Annotated in this window: 20 protein-coding genes; 11 read left to right on the top strand and 9 right to left on the bottom strand. The window is 32.8% G+C overall.

Features of this window, described 5'->3' with window-relative positions; all coding sequences use genetic code 11:
* Positions 1–2: 2 nt before the first annotated feature.
* The 6 genes from ABD859_RS16995 to ABD859_RS16970 form a co-directional block, all read right to left on the bottom strand.
* Positions 3–332: a 2TM domain-containing protein gene (locus ABD859_RS16995; RefSeq protein ID WP_345145781.1), complete on the bottom strand. Its 330-nt coding sequence runs from the start codon at positions 330–332 to the stop codon at positions 3–5.
* A complete protein-coding gene (locus tag ABD859_RS16990; protein ID WP_345145780.1) occupies positions 322–633 on the bottom strand; it encodes a 2TM domain-containing protein in 312 nt (103 codons plus the stop codon). Before ABD859_RS16990 ends, ABD859_RS16995 begins: the two co-directional genes overlap by 11 nt.
* Positions 634–635: 2 nt before the next feature.
* Positions 636–1,973, bottom strand: a complete 1,338-nt coding sequence (locus tag ABD859_RS16985; protein WP_345145779.1) for a histidine kinase — start codon at positions 1,971–1,973, stop codon at positions 636–638.
* A 15-nt stretch (positions 1,974–1,988) separates the two neighbouring features.
* Positions 1,989–2,609: a hypothetical protein gene (locus ABD859_RS16980; protein ID WP_345145778.1), complete on the bottom strand. Its 621-nt coding sequence runs from the start codon at positions 2,607–2,609 to the stop codon at positions 1,989–1,991.
* A gap of 49 nt (positions 2,610–2,658) precedes the next feature.
* Positions 2,659–3,066, bottom strand: a complete 408-nt coding sequence (locus ABD859_RS16975) for a DUF2141 domain-containing protein (protein WP_345145777.1) — start codon at positions 3,064–3,066, stop codon at positions 2,659–2,661.
* A 373-nt stretch (positions 3,067–3,439) separates the two neighbouring features.
* Positions 3,440–5,605: a TonB-dependent receptor gene (locus tag ABD859_RS16970; RefSeq protein WP_345145776.1), complete on the bottom strand. Its 2,166-nt coding sequence runs from the start codon at positions 5,603–5,605 to the stop codon at positions 3,440–3,442.
* A 140-nt stretch (positions 5,606–5,745) separates the two neighbouring features.
* Here ABD859_RS16970 and ABD859_RS16965 point away from each other — a divergent pair, with 140 nt between their 5' ends.
* The 9 genes from ABD859_RS16965 to ABD859_RS16925 all read left to right on the top strand — a co-directional run bounded on the left by ABD859_RS16965 (position 5,746) and on the right by ABD859_RS16925 (position 12,378).
* A complete protein-coding gene (locus ABD859_RS16965) occupies positions 5,746–6,204 on the top strand; it encodes a DinB family protein (RefSeq protein WP_345145775.1) in 459 nt (152 codons plus the stop codon).
* An 11-nt stretch (positions 6,205–6,215) separates the two neighbouring features.
* Positions 6,216–6,665: a YciI family protein gene (locus tag ABD859_RS16960; RefSeq protein ID WP_345145774.1), complete on the top strand. Its 450-nt coding sequence runs from the start codon at positions 6,216–6,218 to the stop codon at positions 6,663–6,665.
* A gap of 8 nt (positions 6,666–6,673) precedes the next feature.
* Positions 6,674–7,249, top strand: coding sequence for a sugar O-acetyltransferase (locus tag ABD859_RS16955; protein ID WP_345145773.1), 576 nt, complete (start codon positions 6,674–6,676; stop codon positions 7,247–7,249).
* Complete coding sequence (gloA2, locus tag ABD859_RS16950) at positions 7,249–7,638, top strand: SMU1112c/YaeR family gloxylase I-like metalloprotein (RefSeq protein WP_345145772.1); 390 nt, start codon at positions 7,249–7,251, stop codon at positions 7,636–7,638. Before ABD859_RS16955 ends, gloA2 begins: the two co-directional genes overlap by 1 nt.
* A gap of 344 nt (positions 7,639–7,982) precedes the next feature.
* A complete protein-coding gene (locus tag ABD859_RS16945) occupies positions 7,983–9,260 on the top strand; it encodes a chloride channel protein (protein ID WP_345146268.1) in 1,278 nt (425 codons plus the stop codon).
* A 107-nt stretch (positions 9,261–9,367) separates the two neighbouring features.
* A complete protein-coding gene (locus ABD859_RS16940) occupies positions 9,368–9,967 on the top strand; it encodes an HPP family protein (RefSeq protein ID WP_345145771.1) in 600 nt (199 codons plus the stop codon).
* Positions 9,968–10,256: 289 nt separating this feature from the next.
* The gene (locus ABD859_RS16935) at positions 10,257–10,799 is read left to right on the top strand and encodes an IS1096 element passenger TnpR family protein (protein WP_345145770.1); all 543 of its coding nucleotides are present in this window, start codon (positions 10,257–10,259) and stop codon (positions 10,797–10,799) included.
* Between the two features lie 116 nt (positions 10,800–10,915).
* Entirely contained in the window at positions 10,916–11,275 is a 360-nt protein-coding gene (locus ABD859_RS16930; protein WP_269237064.1) for a four helix bundle protein, read from the top strand.
* 44 nt (positions 11,276–11,319) lie between these two features.
* Entirely contained in the window at positions 11,320–12,378 is a 1,059-nt protein-coding gene (locus ABD859_RS16925) for a nucleoid-associated protein (protein ID WP_345145769.1), read from the top strand.
* An 86-nt stretch (positions 12,379–12,464) separates the two neighbouring features.
* On the opposite strand, the gene ABD859_RS16920 is transcribed toward ABD859_RS16925, so the two are convergent.
* The gene (locus tag ABD859_RS16920; RefSeq protein ID WP_345145768.1) at positions 12,465–13,046 is read right to left on the bottom strand and encodes a TetR/AcrR family transcriptional regulator; all 582 of its coding nucleotides are present in this window, start codon (positions 13,044–13,046) and stop codon (positions 12,465–12,467) included.
* 71 nt (positions 13,047–13,117) lie between these two features.
* The gene (locus ABD859_RS16915; protein WP_345145767.1) at positions 13,118–13,870 is read right to left on the bottom strand and encodes an SDR family oxidoreductase; all 753 of its coding nucleotides are present in this window, start codon (positions 13,868–13,870) and stop codon (positions 13,118–13,120) included.
* Between the two features lie 228 nt (positions 13,871–14,098).
* Between ABD859_RS16915 and ABD859_RS16910 the strand changes: the two genes are divergently transcribed.
* A complete protein-coding gene (locus ABD859_RS16910) occupies positions 14,099–16,468 on the top strand; it encodes a GAF domain-containing protein (RefSeq protein ID WP_345145766.1) in 2,370 nt (789 codons plus the stop codon).
* A 76-nt stretch (positions 16,469–16,544) separates the two neighbouring features.
* Here the strand turns inward: ABD859_RS16910 and ABD859_RS16905 are convergent, their stop codons facing one another.
* Positions 16,545–17,723, bottom strand: coding sequence for a Pycsar system effector family protein (locus ABD859_RS16905; RefSeq protein ID WP_345145765.1), 1,179 nt, complete (start codon positions 17,721–17,723; stop codon positions 16,545–16,547).
* Positions 17,724–17,751: 28 nt separating this feature from the next.
* Between ABD859_RS16905 and ABD859_RS16900 the strand changes: the two genes are divergently transcribed.
* Positions 17,752–21,483, top strand: a complete 3,732-nt coding sequence (locus tag ABD859_RS16900) for a metallophosphoesterase (RefSeq protein ID WP_345145764.1) — start codon at positions 17,752–17,754, stop codon at positions 21,481–21,483.
* Positions 21,484–21,574: the final 91 nt, after the last annotated feature.

Raw genomic sequence — 21,574 nt, 5'->3', positions numbered from 1 at the left:
AATTACTCCCATTTTTGTTTTTGATGTTTTCTTTCCAGAATGCTTCTTAATTTTCGTTGTTCCCATTCTTTTCCAAAAACCCGGAACGAAACAAACAAATCAATTGCAGAACCTAAAATTACAGCTGTCCATATAATCACCACAACTCCGTTTATAAATCTTAAAATAGAAATATTTAAAGGAAGTTCTGTATATTCTTTCAACAAATAAATTGTCAGTCCAATAAGATAAAGAAACAAGTGTTTGTAAAAACTTTTCAGTTTGGCCACCTTTTTAACAGCAATTTGATTTAACTCAAATTCTTCCTGATTTTGATTAAAATTAGTTTCCATGGCTTTCTAATCTTTGAGTTTTTTCTTTTTCTAAAATTTCTCTGATTTTTCTTTCTTCCCATTTCTTATTAAAGAAAGGCGGTAAATTGAAAGCTTTTAGTCCGTGCAAAATGATAGCTATTCCCCATCCCATTACCGACCAGATATACCAAAGATATCCTGGTGAAACCATATAATTTACCACTATCACAATGGGATTGCACAACACATATACCGTTAAATGTTCGTAAAATCCTCTTATTTCTTTAACTCTCTTTTGAGCCTGATAATAACGTTCTGCTTGTGTATAATTTGGTTCCATACTTATTTCCAGGTTTTTGGGTTGTTTTCTTTTTCCAGAATTTCTCTTATTTTTCTTTCTTCCCAGTCAGTACTGTAACCAAAAACCTTAAAAGCATGCATAGCTACACCAAATCCCCAGCCCAGAGCCGAAAACCAAAACCATTGAAAATCCGGTGAAAATTTTAGATTAATAAACACTAAAAACGGAATTACACAACAGTATGAAATTGCATTTCCGTAGAAACCTTTTAATTCTTCGACTCTTTTTTTAGCTCTGTAATATGCTTTTGCTTCATCGTTATATTCTGCACTTATATCCATAACGGCAATTTGTTTGGTTAAAATTGGAATTCTAACTGTGAAATTCTTTTCATCCTGTTCAATTTTCACTTTTCGATCAGTTATAATTCCATATCGGTTTACAATATTCTGAAGTCCAACTCCTTGTCTGTCCTGAAGAACTTCTTTCTTTTGAAGATCATTTTGTATCGCGAGATAATCTCCATCAATAAATATCCTGATATGTAATGGCTTTTGTTCGCTTACTATATTGTGTTTTACTGTATTTTCAAGCAAAAGCTGTAAAGACAAAGGCACTACTTTGGCCTCAGGATTTATATTTTCTGTTGGCAGTTCGTAAAACAAACTGTTTTCGAAACGCATTTTCAGAAGGTTCATATAAGTTTTGGCAAACGATAATTCATCTTCTACCGAAACCAGTTCTTTGTCTTTCTGCTCCAGAACATATCTGTAAATTTTTGATAACGAAGTAGTAAACCGCTGTGCATTATCCGGATTTTCTTCAATTAAAGAACTAAGAACATTTAAGCTGTTAAAAAGAAAATGCGGGTCAATCTGGTTTTTTAAACTTTCAAACTTCGCATTTGCTGTTCCCGCAATAATCTTTTGCTGTATGACTTTATTTTCCTGATAGGCTTTATAAAAATGTAATGCATGAAATACCAGCAGAATAATAAAAGCAATAATACCGTTTCCTATATAAGTCGAAGCTTCTTCATTTGCCAAAAATTCTAATAACGAACGCCTTTCTATTACAACATTTGTAAAAACACGAAGTACAAATACAACAAATACAGAAACAAAAAATGAGCTTACAAAACCTATAAAAATTCTTTTATTAGAAAATCTGTTTTCTTTAAAAACCTTGTCTAAATAAACAAATAGAGAAGCGTTTACAATATATAATACAACACTGTACAACATGCAGTACAGGAAAAATATGTACAGATTATTATTGAAAACTGCAGTTCCAGATGAAGCAAAGCGAATTAGGAAAGAGAATATAAAAACTATTCCGCCAACTAACAGTGCTTTAAATAGATTTGGTTTTAAACTCATTACTTTTGAATTAAATTATTTACAAGTTTTTTGGATTTCCAAAGCTCTGTCTAATCCCCATTTAGGAGAAAAAGGAGTTTCTGGTTTAAAAGTAGCAAAAAGTTCGATAGATTTATCAACCTGAGCACACAATGGTTTTGTGTCAACACCTGTCCATTTTGCACCGCCTAACTGATAATCTGCTTCACCAAAAACAGCTCTTGGATTATTTGGATCGATCGCTTTGGCTTTAGCGTAAGCTTCCATCACTTTACCAGAATATTTCATACCGTTTGTCATAGGGTCAGCAACAACATATCCTGTGTAAATTAAAGCTTGTAAAACATACAATTCTGCATTGTTTTGATCTTTAATAAATTCTACATCAAGAGCATCTTGTGCTTTTGTTAAAAGCAAATCGATTTTTGTTTTATCTTTTTCAGTAAAAACCGCTGTCGTATTTATTAAAGCAATATAATAATTTGGCAGGTAACTGTTTTTTTCTGCTGCAGCAATTCTTTCAAACAATGCCGATGCTTCTGCGTTTTTACCTTCTTTCCAAAGTCCGAAAGCTTTTGTCATTCCTTGTTCAAATTGTGTTTGAGCTGAACTTATTACTACTACAAATAATGCGATTAAAGTGATGATTTTTTTCATTTTATTAAGTAATTAAATGGTTATTATTTTTTGATTAGTTATTTGTTTATTAAAGTATAATTTCAATTTTTGAATCTTTTTTGATATCAAATTTAGCATCTTTATACGAAGGCGGACCCATAAATCCTTTTGCATTGTTTGAAGCTGCATAATCTTCAGAAGGAATTCCCATCATGTTTTTATCAAGTTTTCCGTTGTTGTTTTCATCATGATATGTTGAAATGGCGTATTCTCCCGCAGGAAGATTGGTAAATGTTACCACGGCTTCGCTATTCTTGATTTCAGATGCCAGGCTTTTGTAAGTTGTTTTTAAAAAAGTTCCTTCTGAATTGTACAAACCTACTTTAACAACTCCTGTATTATTTTTTAAACCTGAAACAGAAACAGTTAAATTCACATTTTGTGCAGACATTAAGCTGCAGATAAATAACATCGTTAATGTAATAATTTTGGTCATGGTTTTTTCTTTTTTTAGTTACTAAGTTTCTGAGATACTGAGATTCTAAGCTTTTTTTGATGATGATTAAAACTCTTTTTTTAAGGTTCAGAGAGGCAAATTGGCAGAGCTTTTATTTTCTAATTATTTTATTTAAAAACTTTGAACCTTTGTCACTTTGTTTCTTTGTTCCTTTTAATTTACACTTCAAAAGTATACTGGTTTTTAATCTTTTAAAATTAAATGCTGCTGAGTTGTTGATTTTGGCGACTGAATTGTTTTTTTTAAGATGCTAAGGTTCTGAGGCACTAAGCTTCTAAGCTTTTTCTTAGCAGCTTCAAAGAAAAAAACTTAGAAGCTTAGCATCTTAGTGTCTTAGTAACTCTACCACGAACTACAAGTTCTTCAACTGATTCTCATTTTTATTCTGGCTGATTGTCCAGAAGAAACCTACGAAGAAAAATCTGTCAGCAGTTGGAACAACAGCTTGTCTTTGATAAACACCACTGGCATCTGGTACTTTTGCGTAATCATATCCAAAAACATTTTGTGATCCTAAAACATTTGAAACCGAGAAATAAAGGATCTTTTGTGTTGTTAATAAATAGGCCCAGTTGAAACTTAAATTGTTATATGATTTTGTTTTTCCGTTCATAAACTGTGTCTGGTTTGGATCGTTGTACGGACGTCCGGTGCTGAAACTATTTGTAAATCCAACTTGTGATTTCCAATCTGTAATGAAATATTTTGTTACTACAGATAAATTATGATTCGCTACAAAACTTGGAGTTGCCATAGTTGGAAAATTTTTATACTGTCTTTGAGAGTCGATGTACGAATATGAAATCCAGTATTCTAAGTTTTTGTACAAATTACTGTCTCTCCAAAAAATATCCAATCCTTTTGCATAACCTGATCCGTTATTATTGAAAACAGAATTGTATTGAATATCTCTTGTATCATACTGAACCAAATTGCGGTAATCCTTGTAATAAGCTTCTGCTCTAAAAGTTTGTCCCGGTTGTGTAAACTGATAGTTTAAAATATAATGGCTTGCTTTTTCGCTTTCAAACTGATGGTATTTTGAAAATTTGATATAATCTACAACTGGTGTCTGAGAGAAATCTCCGTAAGCAAATGAAAACTGACTGCTTTTTGAAACTTTGTAAGCGATAGAAGCTCTTGGGGCAATATTATTTTCATCTAACAAACTGTTATTTGAATATCTCAATCCAACTTTCATCGCCAGATTTTTAGAGAATAAAATATCAGCTTCTGTATAAGCGGCGAAAATATTAGAATCGTAACCATTTGCCACATCAATAGAAATATTGTCGTTGAAATTTTCATTGAATTTGGTAATAAAATAATCAGTACCAAAAGATAATTTAAAATGATTTGAGATTTTTTTCTGAAGCTTCAATTTTAACTGAGCGGCATTTTCGTTACTGTCAACATCATTAATATCATATTTAATTTTGTTTTTACTGTAACCGTAACTGATTCCGGATGTTAACTGCCATCCTGTTCCAAAACTTCCTTTGTAAGATGAGTTTAAATAGAAGTTATTATTGTTTAAATCTGTTCTGATCGGATTTTCGAAGTTTATATTTTTTTGGTTCAAATCAAATCTTTCAGAATCAAAAGAAGCATATAATTTAAAGATTCCGTTTGTAAAATTATATCTGTAAACCGTTTCACCACCAAGAGACTGATAAGGGCTGTTCCATTTTACATTTTGAGGAATTACAGCCTGATATGGCGCTAAGTTTACATACATCATATTAACACTTAAAGAACTTTTTTTGAATTTTTGAGTATTTCCTAAACTTAAACCAACCGTCATTAATCCAATATCTGTTTTTTCATGATCAGCCTCGTCCTGAGTATTCAAAAGCAAAACACTTGATAAAGCTTCGCCATATTCTGCAGAATAACCTCCTGTAGAAAAAGCAATACCGCTGAAAAGAAAAGGAGAAAAACGGCTTCTTGTAGGCAAATTATTAGTTGTCGCTCCGTAAGGCTGAGCTACACGAATTCCGTCTACAAAAGTCTGCGTTTCGCTGGCTTCACCTCCACGCACAAACAAACGTCCGTCTTCGCCCACAGTCTGCGTTCCAGGCAAAGTCTGCAAAGCTGCTACAATATTTCCGGCAGATCCGGCAGTTGTTACGATATCTAAAGGTTTTAAAACTGAAACTCTTGCTTTGTCGCCAGATTCTAAAGTTCCGGCTGTAATTACCACAGCATCAAGAGCATTTATATTTTCTCTAAGCTTAACGGTTTGGTCTTTATAATTAGCAACATCAATTTCCTGCTTAAAAGTTTCGAAAAGCAAAAAGCTTACTACTAAAAATTTATTTCCTGTTTCTGTTGTTTCAAAAGAAAACTCTCCAGTTTCAGAACTTGTAGCTCCGTCATAAGTTCCGTCTAAATAAATATTAGCACCGGCAACAGGTTTTCCTTTTTGGTCTACTACTTTTCCAGAAATAGTATTTTGAGCAAAAATAAATGCTGTAAAAAATAAAAAGCTTATTGTAAGAAATAATTTGGTTTTCATATCATTTTTGGTTTTTGATGAAGCAAATGTATTTTAACATTTTCTGTTAAAAAATATATAATAACCGAATTGTAGAATTTCGAGGATGAGTTGTAATTATCAAATTTGTATATTAGCTAGCAAATCAAAAATCATGCTTTATGTCAGAAAGTAAACGTATTTCAAGTCTATATCAGTCTCTATATAACGGAAATCCATGGCTGGAAGTTACCTTATCTCATACCTTAGAAAATGTAACTGCAGAACAGGCCTATAAAAAAATAAACCCAAACCTTAATACGATTTGGGAAATTGTAAATCACCTTATTCAATGGCGTCGTAATATTTTACAGCGCATGCAGGGCGAAACTATTATAACACCAGACCATAATTATTTTGTTCCCGTTTTAGATCCGTCTGAAGCGGCATGGGAACAATCATTGCAGACACTTGCAAAATCTCAGGAATCATGGAATACCTTTTTTGAAGATTTTGATGATACTGATTTAGCAAAAATTTACGTGAATAACGGACATACTTATTACGAGCATATTCATGGAATTATTCAGCATGATGTTTACCATTTAGGACAAATTGTTATTTTGAAAAAAATGCTTTAAAAATCATCATTATGAAAAAGCTGCTTTTTATTTTCACTTTAATTAGTGCTGCAGGATTTGCTCAGGAAACCGCAAAATATGACGAAGCATTGGCAAAATCCTTAAATGCCGATGAATACGGAATGAAGAAATATGTATTTTGTCTTTTAAAATCAGGAACCAATACTACAGCATCAAAAGAAGAAACTAAAAAGTTGTTTGAAGGCCATATGGCCAACATTAACAAACTGGCTGGCGAAGGAAAACTGGTTGTTGCCGGACCTTTTATGAAAAACGACCGAAACTATCGCGGCATTTATGTTTTTAATGTAGAAACCATAGATGAAGCAAAAGCGCTCGTTGCCACTGATCCAGCTATAAAAGCCAATTTACTCGAAGCCGAATTGACGCCTTGGTACTGCACAGCAGCTTTGCAGGAAACTGTAAAAATACACGATAAAATTGCCAAGACGAAAATGTAATACCCAATATGAAAACAGAAAAAGAAAAAATGATTGCCGGCGAATATTATAATGCCTTTGATCCGGAATTGGTAAAAGGACGCCGTAATGCCAAAAATCTCCTTCACAGTCTTAATGTAAAAGAATACCGAGTTACTAAAAAAGCCAAAGAAATTTTAAAAGAATTAATTCCGAATGCCGGAGCGGGTTTTTATATCGAACCTCCGTTTCACTGCGATTACGGTTATAATATTTTTGCAGGCGAGAATGTCTATTTTAATGTCAATTGTGTTGTTCTGGACTGCGCGCCTGTAACTATTGGTTCAAATGTTTTTATTGCACCCAATGTCCAAATTTATACGGCTTCTCATCCGCTTGATGCCGAATTGAGAAAAACGTTAGAAAATGCATATCCTGTTACCATTGGCGACGACAGCTGGATTGGTGGAAATTCTGTTATATGCCCAGGTGTAACCATTGGAAAAGGCTGCGTAATTGGAGCCGGATCTGTAGTTACAAAAGATATTCCGGATAATTCACTGGCAGTGGGAAATCCCGCAAAAGTAATTCGAAAATTAAATCAGGAACCCGAATCTCAAAAATAATGCTTACCCTTAATAAAGTTCATCATATTGCTATTTTGTGTTCTGATTATCAGAAATCAAAAACCTTTTATACTGAAATTTTAGGTTTAACAATCATTCGTGAAATATACAGAGAAGAACGTCAATCATATAAATTAGATTTGGCTTTAAATGGTATTTACGTTGTCGAATTGTTCTCATTTCCAGATCCGCCAAAACGTCCTTCAAGACCAGAAGCTGTTGGTCTGCGCCATTTAGCATTTGAAGTAATAAATCTTAATGAAACCGTTGCTTTTTTAACTTCAAAAAACATTGATTCAGAACCTATTAGAATTGATGAAACGACTAACAAACGTTTCACTTTTATTTCAGATCCGGATTTATTGCCTATTGAGTTTTATGAGCGATAAGTTTTTTTTGCCGCAAAGGCGCTAAGACACTAAGATTTATTGATATTTTAATAACTTACAATATCAATTACCTCCAGCTAAAGCTGGAGGTAATTGATATCTATAAAAAAATAAGAAAACTTTGTGCCTTACCGTCTTCGTGGCAGAAATAAAAATTCGCGTAATTTGTGGTAAAAATAAAAAACTTAGTGCCTTAGCGTCTTTGTGGCACTCAAACGCAACGAAAGAATTTTCCTGTTTATATCAGTTTTAACACACTAAAATGAATATTTCTTAGATAAAACCAGATTTGATTCTTAATTTTGTAATCCGCAAAATAAATGTGGACTTTCAAATACATAATGATGAACAAAACGGCGCAAATCAAAAAAAATCATCAATTAATCAAATTCCGAAAATTAGTTATTGTTTCTATCTTAATTGGCTTTCTTTCTGCCTTTCTCGGAATTTCACTAAAAAAAATAACCGAATATTACGAAGAAATCTTCTTTCATGAAGTATCGGTTAATCCATTCTTTTATATCCTTTTTCCTGTCTTCGGATTATCAGTCATTTATTTCTTAAGGCAGTATTTATTTAAGAAAAAAGAAAATAAAGGAATCAAAGAAGTTTTTGAAAGCACAAAAACCACAAAAAACCTTCCTTCATACAAAATCCCATCACACTTTATCAACGGATTATTAACGGTAATTTTTGGAGGCTCAACCGGAATCGAAGTTTCTACTGTTGTGGCTACAGCTACAATTGGTTCTGTTGCGCATGAAAAAGAAAATGTTTTCCGCCAGTATAAAACTGAATTAATCTGCGCGGGTGTTGCAGCGGGAGTTACTGCACTTTTCAGCAGTCCAATTGCGGGAATTTTATTTGCTTTTGAAGTCATTTCCAGAAAAGTAACAAGAGCTTTTATTATTTCAAATGTCATAGCGGTTTCAATAGCTTTTGGTTTATTGACTATTTTAAAAGAAGAACCTTTATTTGCGGTTTCTATTGCAACATGGCATTTAAAAGCAATTCCGTATTTTATTCTTTTGGGAATTTTAGCCGGAATAAATTCGGTTTACTTAACTAAATGTGTATTATTTTTTAAATCACAGTTTTCTAAAATCGAAAGACATTACTATAAAATATTAATTGGTTCTGTTGTTTTAAGTGTTTCATTATTCTTCTTCCCTCAATTATACGGCGAAGGATATCATGCGATTAAAGGAATTTTTGGAACTTCATCTCAGACTCAGTTAACCATAACTTTAGGATTGACATTTATTGCCATTTTAATTTTGAAACCAATTGTAACTTCTATTACACTTGCTTCCGGAGGTGACGGTGGTGTATTTGCTCCAAGTTTATTCATCGGCGCTTTTTTAGGTTTATTACTGGCTTCAGTTTTAAACAGCTTTTTTAATGTAAATGTAATTCCGGTTAACTTTATGATTATAGGAATGGCTGCTGTTTTAAGTGCCAGTATTCACGCACCGTTTACCGCTATATTTTTAGTTTGCGGTTTAACAAACGATTATACTTTGTTTTTACCAATTTTAGTAGTTTGTCTGATTTCAAAATATACTGCAAAAAAGATTTATCCGTATACTGTTTACAGTTATTCGCCAAGTTTAATCAAATAAATCACAACTAGAAACTTCCAAAACATTAAACTTAACAATAACTTATATACATCAAAATATATTAAAAAACATAACGCTTTAATTTTAGCAAAACAATACCACAAAATATGCCCACTCAAAGAATAAGAAGAAGCTACCGAAAAACCCGTTACATTCTTTACAAAGAAACTTTAATCGATTATAAAGAACATTTTTGGTCATTTTTAGGGTCATTTGTCGGCATTGGAATTCTGGCTTACGTTCAGTCAATACATTTTTCAGGACCAGATGCTGTGTATTTAATTGGCTCTTTTGGGGCTTCAAGTGTTTTGGTTTATGGTATTATCCAAAGTCCGTTTTCACAACCCCGAAATCTCGTTGGCGGCCACGTAATCTCTGCTCTTGTTGGTGTAACTGTAAATAAGCTTGTTCCGGATATTATGTGGATTGCGGCACCTTTAGCAGTTTCTATTGCCATAATTTTAATGCAGATTACCAAAACACTTCACCCGCCCGGAGGTGCAACAGCCTTAATTGCCGTTATTGGAACCGAAAAAGTAAAAGCTCTTGGTTATATGTATGTACTTTCGCCTGTTTTTACCGGAGTTCTTATTTTACTTTTAACGGCTTTAATTTTTAATAATATGACTTCAAGCAGAAGTTATCCAAGTCATAGCACATATCATAAGCATTATCATAAACTTAGAAAAAGACTTTCTAGGAGATAAAATTTATATTGCTGAGTCTGACAAATTGTACGTAGAGATTTAACGCAAAGTTCGCTAAGTTTCTTTAAGAAATCATTTTTAGGCAATTTAAAAGTTCGCAAAGCGTTGTAAACACCAAGCTTTGCGAACTTTTTTTTTCATAAAAACACAATGTATAAATAACTTTGCGTGCTTTGCGGAAAATTTTCAATAAAAATCCGACACGAAAATCTTTTCAACAAATCACGATTCATGATTCGGATTTCGTTTTTTATATTTTACCTTTGACCTCTCAATAAAAACAAAGATTATGGTTTATAAATTTAGAGTAATTCTAGACGCCGAAGAAGATATTTTTAGAGACATTGCAATTCTTGAAGATGATACACTTGAGGATTTACACAATGCAATCTTCAATGCTTTTGGTTTTGACGGATCAGAAGTCGCTTCATTTTATACTTGTGACGAAACCTGGAATCAGGAAGATGAAATTCCTCTTTTTGATACAGGAGATGTTCCTGGCGAAATAAGAACCATGAACGATTATCCGTTATCTAGTATTTTAGATAAAGAAAATACAAAGATTATCTACGTTTATGATTTCATCAGTATGTGGACTTTCTTGGTTGAACTTGCCGCTATCGAAGACGAAGCCGTTGGAGCAACTTATCCGGAAACTTTATTCTCTCACGGCGAAATGCCAGACGAAGCAACAGAAAAAAGCTTCGAAGCAGATGATATGCACAACGATATCTACGGAGAATTTGAAGACGACCTAGACGAAGATGACCTAGACATGTTCGAAGGCGACGACAGCTTCGAAGATTATGGATTTGAGGAAAATTGGAATTAGTTTTTCTTCAGATTCAAAGTGACAGAGTAACAAAGAAACAAAGTTTTTTCTTTTGAACGCAATGTTTAAATAATAGGTTTTTTCCTATATTTATGTTTAATTTTTAAACATAAAATATGAAAACTTTTAGAGACCTTTTTATCTGGCAAAAATCTATGAATCTGGTAACTGAAATTTACCAGCTAACAAATTCATTTCCGAAAGAAGAAATTTACGGGTTATCTTCGCAAATTAGAAGATCATCAATATCAATACCTAGCAATATTGCTGAAGGATACGGAAGAGATGGAAAAACTGAATTATTAAGGTTTCTAAACATTTCTATGTCATCATTATTTGAAATGCAGACACAACTTGAAATTTCATTCAATTTAAAATATATAAACGAATATCAATTCAGTAAAACAAACGGAGAAAGTAGAGAATTAGAACGAATGCTGAGCGCTTTTATAAAAAAATTAAAAGACCGCAAATAAACCTTTGTCTCTTTGTCACTTTGTCTCTCTGAAACCAGAAAAAAATGATCAACCTATTCAACACCCACATCGATACGCTGGCAATACACCGCGTAGGAAACAAAAGCCGTAATGAAGCTATTTTTTTATCAGAACAGCCATTTAATCTTAATGATGAGATTGTGCCTTTGATAAAAGAATTCTTTTTTAAGCCTTTTAGAGAAAAAGAAGAAAACTATTATCAGTTTGCGCACGAAGTGGACTTGGACTACAACGACATGTTTAAATACGCAACTGAGATTTTTGCTAATCCGGCAAATGTTCATGAGGTTTCTAAAAAAATCACAAAACATTTATACGAGCAGTCAAACCACCCGCATATTAAAAACGGTGAGGTTTATGTAACGTATTTAACGAATTTAAGTATCGATAATAATGTTGTTGATGCTATTGGAATTTTTAAAAGCGAATTACAGGCAGACTTTTTACAGTTTGAAGAAAATGGAAGCAACCTTGAAATGATTTTACAACAGGGAATCAACCTGAGTAAATTAGATAAAGGATGTTTAATTTTCAATTATAAAAAAGAAGAAGGATACAAAATCCTGACTGTAGACAGCAACCGTTACGACGCGCGTTACTGGTTAGAGCATTTCTTATCTGTTGATGCTTTTGAAGATGAAAATTTCATCACTAAAAAATATTTGAAATTCTGCCAAAACTTCGCAAAAGACGTTGTTTTGCCAGCTGAAGACAAGAAAGAGGAAGTAATGTTTATGAACAGATCTGTGAATTATTTCGCTAAAAATGATCAGTTTGAAGAGCAGAATTTCTTGAATGAAGTTATAGATAACCCTGATTTAATTCCTGAATTTAAAAACTATAAAGTTGATAAAGGAGAAAAATACAGCATCGAAGATGTAACCTCATTCCCTATTGCCAACGCAGCAGTTTCTGACGCTAGAAAATCGATTAAAAACGTAATTAATCTTGATACTCACATTCAGATTAAAATGGATTTCATTAATCCTGAAAGCGCTGAAAAATTTGTTGAAAAAGGCTGGGATGAAGAAAAACAAATGTATTACTACTTAGTTTACTTCAATAAAGAAGAAAAAAGCTAAGAAGTTTTCATTTTCTATTACTTACTTACTAAAACAGAAAACGGCAGTTACAAATGTAACTGCCGTTTTTTATTAAGAATCTTTTTTTATAAAACCGAGAATACAGCTTTTACAATATCATCATAAACCTGTTTATCTCTTTCGCCGGTTCGCGCCAATACTCTGATTCCTGAATAGTTATTAAAGATAAATCGCGCTAAGACTTTTGCATCCATTTGTTTGGAAATATGTCCTGCCTCCTGCCCTTTCTTTACCGCATTTGTAAAAACTTCTTCCATAATCTGGCTGTTATCTTTTACAATCTTTGCAATTTCGGGATCGTGCATTGCCAATTCTACAGATGAATTTACCATAAAACAGCCTTTTGTAATTCGGTCTTCCAGACTTTCTATCACAGCTTGTTTAAAAATAGCATGCAGCGTTTCTTTGACATTTTCTGATTTCTCTAAAAGATCTTTAACAGAATCCTGCGCCTGGCGCTGATAGCGTGACAATGATTTTGAAAATAATTTCTGTTTATCGCCAAATGTATCATACAAACTCGAACGGCTTAATCCTAAATAGTTAACCAAATCCTGAGCAGATGTTCCGTTATAGCCTTTGTGCCAAAAAATCTCAATTGCTTTATCTAAAGCCTGATCTTCATTAAACTCTTTCGTTCTAGCCATGATATTTCAAATTAAATTCTTTACAAAGATACAAAAATACGGAACAATCGTTCCTGAATTAGTCAAAAAAATTATAAAACTGTATTTACAATAAGACCACCGTCTATAACAATTTCAGTTCCGTTAATGAATGATGCATCGTCTGAAGCTAAGAAACTTACTGTTTTTGCCACTTCTGATGCTTGTCCAAAACGTTTCAATAAAATCTTTTCGCTTAAAGCGGCTCCTAAACCTTCAACATCTTCTTTTTCTAAACCAACTTTTCCATAAAGCGGTGTTTCAACAGGACCAGGAGAAACAGCATTTACTCTGATTTTTCTTGACGCTAATTCTACAGCAAAAACTTTATTTAATGATAATACGGCAGCTTTACTTGCAGCATATACGCTTGAGTTAGGCATTCCAACATGAGCATTTACAGATGTATTGAAAATTATTGAGCCACCATCATTTAAAATTGGCAAAAGTTTTTGAACCGTAAAATAAACACCTTTTACATTTACATTCATAATACTGTCGTAGTGATCTTCTGAAGCAGAATCTACTGGAGCAAAAGCCGCAATTCCTGCGTTTAGAAATATAATATCAATTTTTCCGAATTTGGTTTTTACTTCTTCAGCTAAATTATCAATTGATTTTAAATCAGATTGATCTGCCACAATTCCTGTAACGTTTAATTCTTTTTCAGCGTTTGCTAATGCTTCCTGATTTCTTCCGGTTACAATTACTTTTGCTCCTTTTGATACTAAATCAGCTGCTGCTGCAAATCCAATTCCACTGTTTCCGCCTGTTACTATCGCAACTTTGTTTTCTAAATTTTTCATTTTTATTTGTTTTTAAGTTATTGATTATTCAATTATTATGGTACAAAGATATAATAACGGAACGATCGTTCCGTTATTGTTAATGTTAATTTTTAGTTAAATTTAAATCCTCTTAACTTAAGACCTTTAATTATAAGGGAAACAACTATTTAACTATAGATTAAAGAAATCGAAAAATGTCGCACATTCTTAATTTATGCTTAATTTTGTATTCTAAAAAATTACCACATGGATCGACACATACCTAAAGAAAGTCCTTTCGAAACCATAATCTCATTTCATAAACTAATTGAATCTTTTGAAGAAATAGCTTTATCTGATGTTGATTACCGATCTAACTACGCCAAAGCGATTTTAAAAGAAGTTGAAGCTTTTCCGGAATTCAGAACCGGAATTCGTGATCTGGCAACAATTAGAAAAAATGAAGCTTTAATTAAAAATATAGCTGCCGACTTATTTCCTACAGCTTTGACTCACAACGAAATAAAAGCTATTACAATCCCTTTTCAAAATATCTCTTTTAATTATACAGAACGTTTCAAAAAAATTCTGCGTAATGCCGGAGATGAATTTTATATGGAAATTCGTGATTTTGATGATCATCAGTTTTATATAAATAACTGCTGTTTAATTCTGGCTTATTTTTACAATCAAAATGTTGATTTCAGCAAACCATTTTTCTATGATATTCCAGACGAAGAAGGAATTGAAAAACATTACAGAATCTTGTATAACGCTGATTTTATGGAAATTATTCCAACAGAAAAATCAGTAGAACTTTCTCAGGACGATATCGATCAATTGATTGATAATTATAATGATATTGATTTATGGAAATCTAAATTCCCTCCGGGAAGCTGGATTTTAAAAGGATTTGGAATTGTTTCTTTGTTTGATGCAACGACCGAAAGTGCTATTTCGACTTTAAAAAGTAATTTGTTAAAACCAGATAATTCGAGAGTCGCTTCTACAGATATTGTAGAAAATATCTTTAGATCTATTTTTAAAATTCCTACTCTAAAAGTTGGCTTTATAATTTACAATCCTGAAGAAGAAAAGTTTATCAGACCTATGAAGTTTGATAACCACATGGAAAGTTATCTTTTGAAATCAGATCAGGAAATGGATTGTAAAAATGCTTTTTTTGGATGTTCTTTTGAAAACCTTCTGGATAACAAAGAACCGTTTGTAATTTCAAATGTCAAAAAATTCATTGAAGAATCGACCAATAAAAGACTTGGTGAGCATTTATTGAAACAAGGCATTCAAAGCTGTGTTTTTGCACCGGTTATAAAAGATGATCATCTATTAGGAATCGTCGAATTGGTTTCAGAAAATCCGAGAGACTTAAACACCGTAAACGCTGTAAAACTTGATTTGGTTTTACCGTATTTAACAGATACTATAGATCGTTACAATACAGATATGCAGCATCAGATTGAAGCGATTATTCAGCGTGAGTATACTACGATTCACCCTAGTGTGTACTGGAAATTTAGAAAAGAATCACAAAACTACTTTCAAAATATTAATCATACGAAAGATTATATTTTTAAAGAAATTGTATTTAAAAATGTATTTCCGTTATACGGACAAATCGATATTAAGAGTTCTTCTGAACATCGAAATGAAACGGTTAAAATTGATTTGAAAAATCAGCTTACGGCTCTTTTAGAGATTTTCGATAATCAGGATCCAAATTCTAATCTGGTTCTTTTGGAACAAAGAAAATTTGAGCTGGAATCGCTTAGAAGCGAATTAGATTTTCCTCTAAAAGCCGATATGGAACAGCATATTCAGCGTTATATTGAAGAAGAAATTCATCCGATTTTAAAAAATACCAAAAGCAATGCTAAAAACGAAAAGTTAGAAGAATTGTATTTTGAGAGTCTGGACGAAAAAACCGGAATGTTTTATCAGGAAAGAAAGAAATTTGACAACGCGATGTCGATAATCAATAAAAAACTGGCTTCGGTTTTAGATAAAAAACAAATTGAAGCACAGCAGATTTATCCGCATTATTACGAACGTTTTAAAACAGACGGTGTCGAACATAATTTATATATTGGAGCCTCGATTTCGCCAACTAAACCATTCGACATCATGTATCTGCATAATTTACGTTTATGGCAGCTGCAGACTTTATGCGAAATGGAATTAGAACATCATCAGCTTAAAGAATCGCTTCCGTATGAATTGGATGTTACCTCGCTGATTTTGGTATTCAGTTCGCCGCTTTCAATTCGTTTTAGAATGGATGAAAAACGTTTTGATGTCGACGGAACTTATAATGCGCGTTATGAAGTTGTAAAAAAACGAATTGACAAATCGCATATTAAAGGAACTAATGAACGTATCACTGAAAAAGAGAAAATCACAATTGTATATTCTCAAAACAGCGAAGAAGCTGAATATTTAAAATACATTAAATATTTACAGCACAAGAAAATACTTGAACCTTCGATTGAACAATTTGAAGTTGAAGATCTTCAGGGAGTTTCTGGTTTAAAAGCTATTCGTGTAAAAGTGATTAATAACACTAATGCTTCAAAAGCAAAAAAAATCACTTATCAGGATTTATTAGATGAGCTTAACTAAAAGTTGAGCTTTTTTGAAGTTTATAAAAAAAGCTTTGTCAAAGTTTAAAACTCTGACAAAGCTTTTTTATTTTAAGTTAAATTGACTTAAAGGCAATCACAAATGAAATTACGGTAATAATAATTCCAAACATGAAGAAATTATAAGCAATTCTAAGTAAATTGTATTTACGCTGTAAAACCAATCCAAGGTAATACAAGTCTTTTATCATGGTAGAATATAAATAATCGCGGTCTTTCATCATTTCGTTCATGGCCCAGTCGTAATCTTCAAGAGGCATTTTATAGAAATTTCCAAAAAACATTAAATTAACTTTTTTGGCTTCAACATCATCGCGGGTAAAAAATCCCGAAGTTACTTTTGGTCTTGTCGAAAGAATCGCAAAAATAATCGTGATAACGCTCGACATTAACATTACAAATGTTGGTACTACTAAATGCGCATTTTTCGGACTATCTAATTTTGGAATAATGGTTGAAAGTGCAATCGAAATGATAATCGCATTTACAGACAATAAAATATTCGCTTTACTGTCGGCAATACCGCTTAAACGAGTATGATTTCCAAGCGTAACACGAAATAAAGTATCAATACCGCGCTCTGGTTTTTCGGCTTTATCTTTCTTTTTGTTATCTTCTTCAATTGCAGCTGCGGCTTTTAATTGCTGCTTATTTATTTTTTTCTGAATCAAAAGCAGGTTTTTTTCTTTTAAAGGCTGCCATTTTCTTAAAGCATAATCGGTATAAAATCTATGCTTATTTAATAAAAAGTTTAGATTTTCTTTTGTCCATTCAGCATTTGTAAAACTAACAATTCCAGTGTTTTTTAATTCCAAACGCAGTAATTCGCAGGTTGTAACATATTCTGTTCCCATTAAATGCGCATAATCTGCATCTTTAATTATTTTTTCCAGATGCGTTTTTGGCTCATATTCTTTGGCTGTAGCCAAAATTAAACTGGAAACAAGATTTATAAACTTTTCTGATTTTCCTTTTTCCTTCAAAAAGTCAGAAGCAATTTTTACACTCTTATTTTCATGGTCTTCATAACCATCAACATATCCGGTATCATGAAACCAGGCAGCGACTAAAAGTGCCTCTTTATCATCATCTTCTACGTCTTCTTTTTTACACAACTCTTTAACCGCAGTTACAACTGTGAAAGTATGGTTAAAATTATGATAAGAATATAAATTAGAAAGTTTATCTTTGAGTAAATTACTGACGAAATCTTCGGATTGTTCTATTAGATTCATAAAGAATATTTTTTTACACCACTAAATTATGAAATTGTTTTTGGATAATCATTTTATTGCTAAGATTAAAAACTTTTCATTAGCAATTATAACACCGCTTATCATTTATTCCTGTGCAACGCATAAACCGCAGTATGGAAAAAATGTTAGTGCTAACGAAACAGAAAACGCAACAGATACTATAAAAATTGACCATACTTTTTATCTTGTTGGAGACGCCGGAAATGCTGATGAAGAACAGGCTCAGCAAACACTGGAATTATTACATCAAAGGCTCAAAAAAGCCAGTAAAAAATCAACGCTTCTTTTTTTAGGCGACAATATTTATCCTAAAGGTTTTCCTGCAGATAAAACCGCCGAAGACAAAGCGCTGGCAGAAACCAAGCTTACAAATCAGTTAAAACTAGCCAAAGGTTATAAAGGAAAAACTATTTTTATTCCCGGAAATCATGACTGGTACAGCGGTATAAAAGGTCTTGAAAAACAGGCTGATTTTGTTACCAAAAACTTAAATGACAAAAAAGCATTTCTGCCAAGAAAGTCGTGCGCGATTGAAGATGTCAAAATTGATAGTATTACAACGTTAGTAACTATTGATAGTGAATGGTTTTTGGAAGATTGGGATGATCACCCAACAATTAATGATAATTGTGACATAAAAACCAGAGAAGATTTTTTTGATGAACTGGAAAGTATTTTAAATAAAAATCAGGAAAAAACAGTTGTTCTAGCTATTCATCACCCTTTATTGAGCAACGGAACACACGGCGGACAATTTTCGCTGGAAAAACAATTATTTCCTCTGGAGAAAAAAATTCCGCTTCCGGTAATTGGATCTTTTATTAATTTATTGAGAAAAACATCCGGAGTTAGTCCACAGGATATTCAAAATAAACAATATACGATTTACGCTAAGCGAATAAAAACACTTTTACAAAAGCAGAAAAATGTAATTGTAGTTTCCGGCCACGACCATAACCTGCAATATATTAGTAAAGAAAACATACAACAGATTATAAGCGGTGCAGGTTCAAAATCTGAAGCGGCGAGAGCAATTAACGAAAATGATTTTTCGTATGGCGGAAACGGTTACGCGACTTTAACTTTGTTTAAAAGCGGCGACGCTAAAGTTTCATTTTACGGCAATGAAAACAATAAAGAAAAACTGCTTTTTGAACGCGAAATAATAAAGGCAAAAGAAATTAACTGGGCTTCGAATATTCCGAATAATTTTCCTAAAAGAATTACCACTTCTATCTATTCAACTAAAATGACAGATAAAAGCGGGTTTCATAAATTTCTTTTCGGACAGCATTACAGAAAATATTACAGTATGCCAATTGATGTGAAAGTGGCAACGGTAGACACTTTAAAAGGCGGTTTAAAACCTATTCGCGAAGGCGGCGGGCATCAATCTGTTTCTTTAAGAATGTCTGACCCAAAAGGACGCGAATATGTATTGCGAGGCATGAAAAAAAGTGCAACCGTATTTTTACAGTCGGTTGCCTTTAAAGATCAGTATGTTGTAAATGATTTTGAAGATACCTATACAGAAAGCTTTTTATTTGATTTTTACACGACTTCTCATCCGTATGCGCCATTTACAATTGGCAGTATGTCTGACAAAATTGGACTTCTTCATACTAATCCTATTTTATATTATGTACCAAAACAAAATGGTCTTGGAGAGTTTAATGCCGGTTTTGGAGATCAGCTTTATATGGTGGAAGAAAGACCAGCTGACAATCATTTAGATGGTAAAAATTTTGGAAACCCAGGCAATATTATTGGTACCGATGATATGATGGCAAATCTTCATAAAGATGAAAAATACAGCGTTGACGAAAAAGAATATATAAAAGCCCGCTTATTCGACATATTAATTGGCGACTGGGACAGACACAGTGATCAATGGCGCTGGGCTGAGTTTAAAAAAGACGGTAAAGTAATCTACAAACCTATTCCGCGTGACCGAGATCAGGCTTTTGTAAAATACGATGGTGCTTTGCTTTCTATTTTAATGAATATTCCGGCGTTACGCCACATGCGTACTTTTAAAGATAAAATTGGCAACGTAAAATGGCTGAGCCGTGAACCTTATCCAATGGATTTAGCATTCTTAAAAACTGCTGATGAAAAGGACTGGATCGAACAGGCTAAATTTATTCAGGATAATTTATCTGATGCTGATATTGAAAATGCTTTCAAAAACATGCCAAAAGAAGTTCAGGATGAAACTGTTCAGGAAATTATTCGCAAATTAAAAAACAGAAAAAAAGAGCTTCAAAAATATGCTGTTAAGTATTCTGATGTTTTAAGTAAAACGGTTATGATTGCCGGAACTGATAAAAAAGACAAGTTTGTTATTAATCATAATAATAAAAAAAGTGTTGAAGTTCAGGTTTTCAGAGTGAAAAAAGAAGGCGATGAATTGCAATATTCTAAAACGCTTACTGACGCTAAAACTAAAAATTTATGGATTTATGGTTTAGACGATAATGATATTTTTGAAGTAAAAGGTGATCAAAAATCAAGTATTAAAATCCGTTTAATTGGCGGTCAAAATAACGATACTTATAATATTGAAAACGGAAGAAAGGTTATTGTTTACGACTTTAAATCAAAAGAAAACACTTATAATCTGGATTCTAAAACTCAAACGCAGTTAACAGATGATTACGATGTGAATTTGTATAATTATGAAAAACCGAAATACAATGTAATTTCCGGGCTTCCAAACATTGGTTTTAATCCTGATGACGGGGTTAAATTAGGAGTTAATTTAAATTATACTGTTAATAATTTTAAACAAAATCCATATACGCAAAGACATGTTTTAAATGCATTTTATTATTTCGCAACCGGAGGTTTAGAATTTAATTATGCAGCGCATTTCCCTGGTTTATTAGGAAAATGGGTTATTGATGTTGAATCGCTTTATACAACGCCAAATTTTGCCATGAACTATTTTGGTTACGGAAACGAATCTCAATACGATGATGATGTAAGCATGGATTATAACCGAGTGAGAATTAGAAAATTTAATGCATCCGGAGCCATTCGACACGTGGGAAGATATGGAAGCGAATTTAGTATTCAGCCTATTTTCCAGAGAATGACGGTTGAGGAAACTGATAACAGATTTATAGATTTGCCAAATATTGTAAATCCCGATGTATTTAATAGTCAGAATTATGGAAGTTTAAAAGTGAAGTATCTTTTTAAAAATTCTGATTTTGCTGCAAAACCAACACTTGGTATGTATTTTATGATTGCCGGAACCTGGACAACCAATCTTGATGAAACTAAGAAAAATTTTCCAACTCTGGAAAGTGTTTTGGGTTTTACGCATAAAATTGACAAAAACGGAAAACTGGTTTTGGCAACGTATCTTAAAGGGAAAGCAATCTTGAACAATAATTACGAGTTTTATCAGGGTGCTTCTTTAGGAGGTGATACTGATTTAAGAGGTTTTAGAAACGAACGCTTTTTAGGAAATTCGTATTTTTCTCAAAGTTCTGATTTACGTTTAAGTATTGGAAAAATTAGAAAAACAATCGCTCCGTTTACATATGGTATTTTGGGAGGCTTCGATTACGGAAGAGTTTGGCTTGACGGCGAAAATTCCAGAAAATGGCATCAGGATTATGGCGGCGGACTTTGGTTAAATGCTATTAATGTTTTAACTGCCAGAATCTCATATTTCAAATCTCCAGATGAAATTGGCAGGGTGATTTTTGGAGCTGCGTACAGTTTCTAAGGTTCATAGCCGTAATGGCACAAAATTTTAATGCCACGAATTCACGAATGATTATAAATAAAAATTCGTGAATTCGTGGCATTTTTTTTAC

Source organism: Flavobacterium ginsengiterrae, assembly GCF_039539785.1.
In the GTDB taxonomy this organism is placed as follows: Bacteria; Bacteroidota; Bacteroidia; order Flavobacteriales; family Flavobacteriaceae; genus Flavobacterium; species Flavobacterium ginsengiterrae.
The sequence above is the reverse complement of the archived record's forward strand: the minus strand, read 5'-3'. Positions and strand labels throughout refer to the sequence as shown.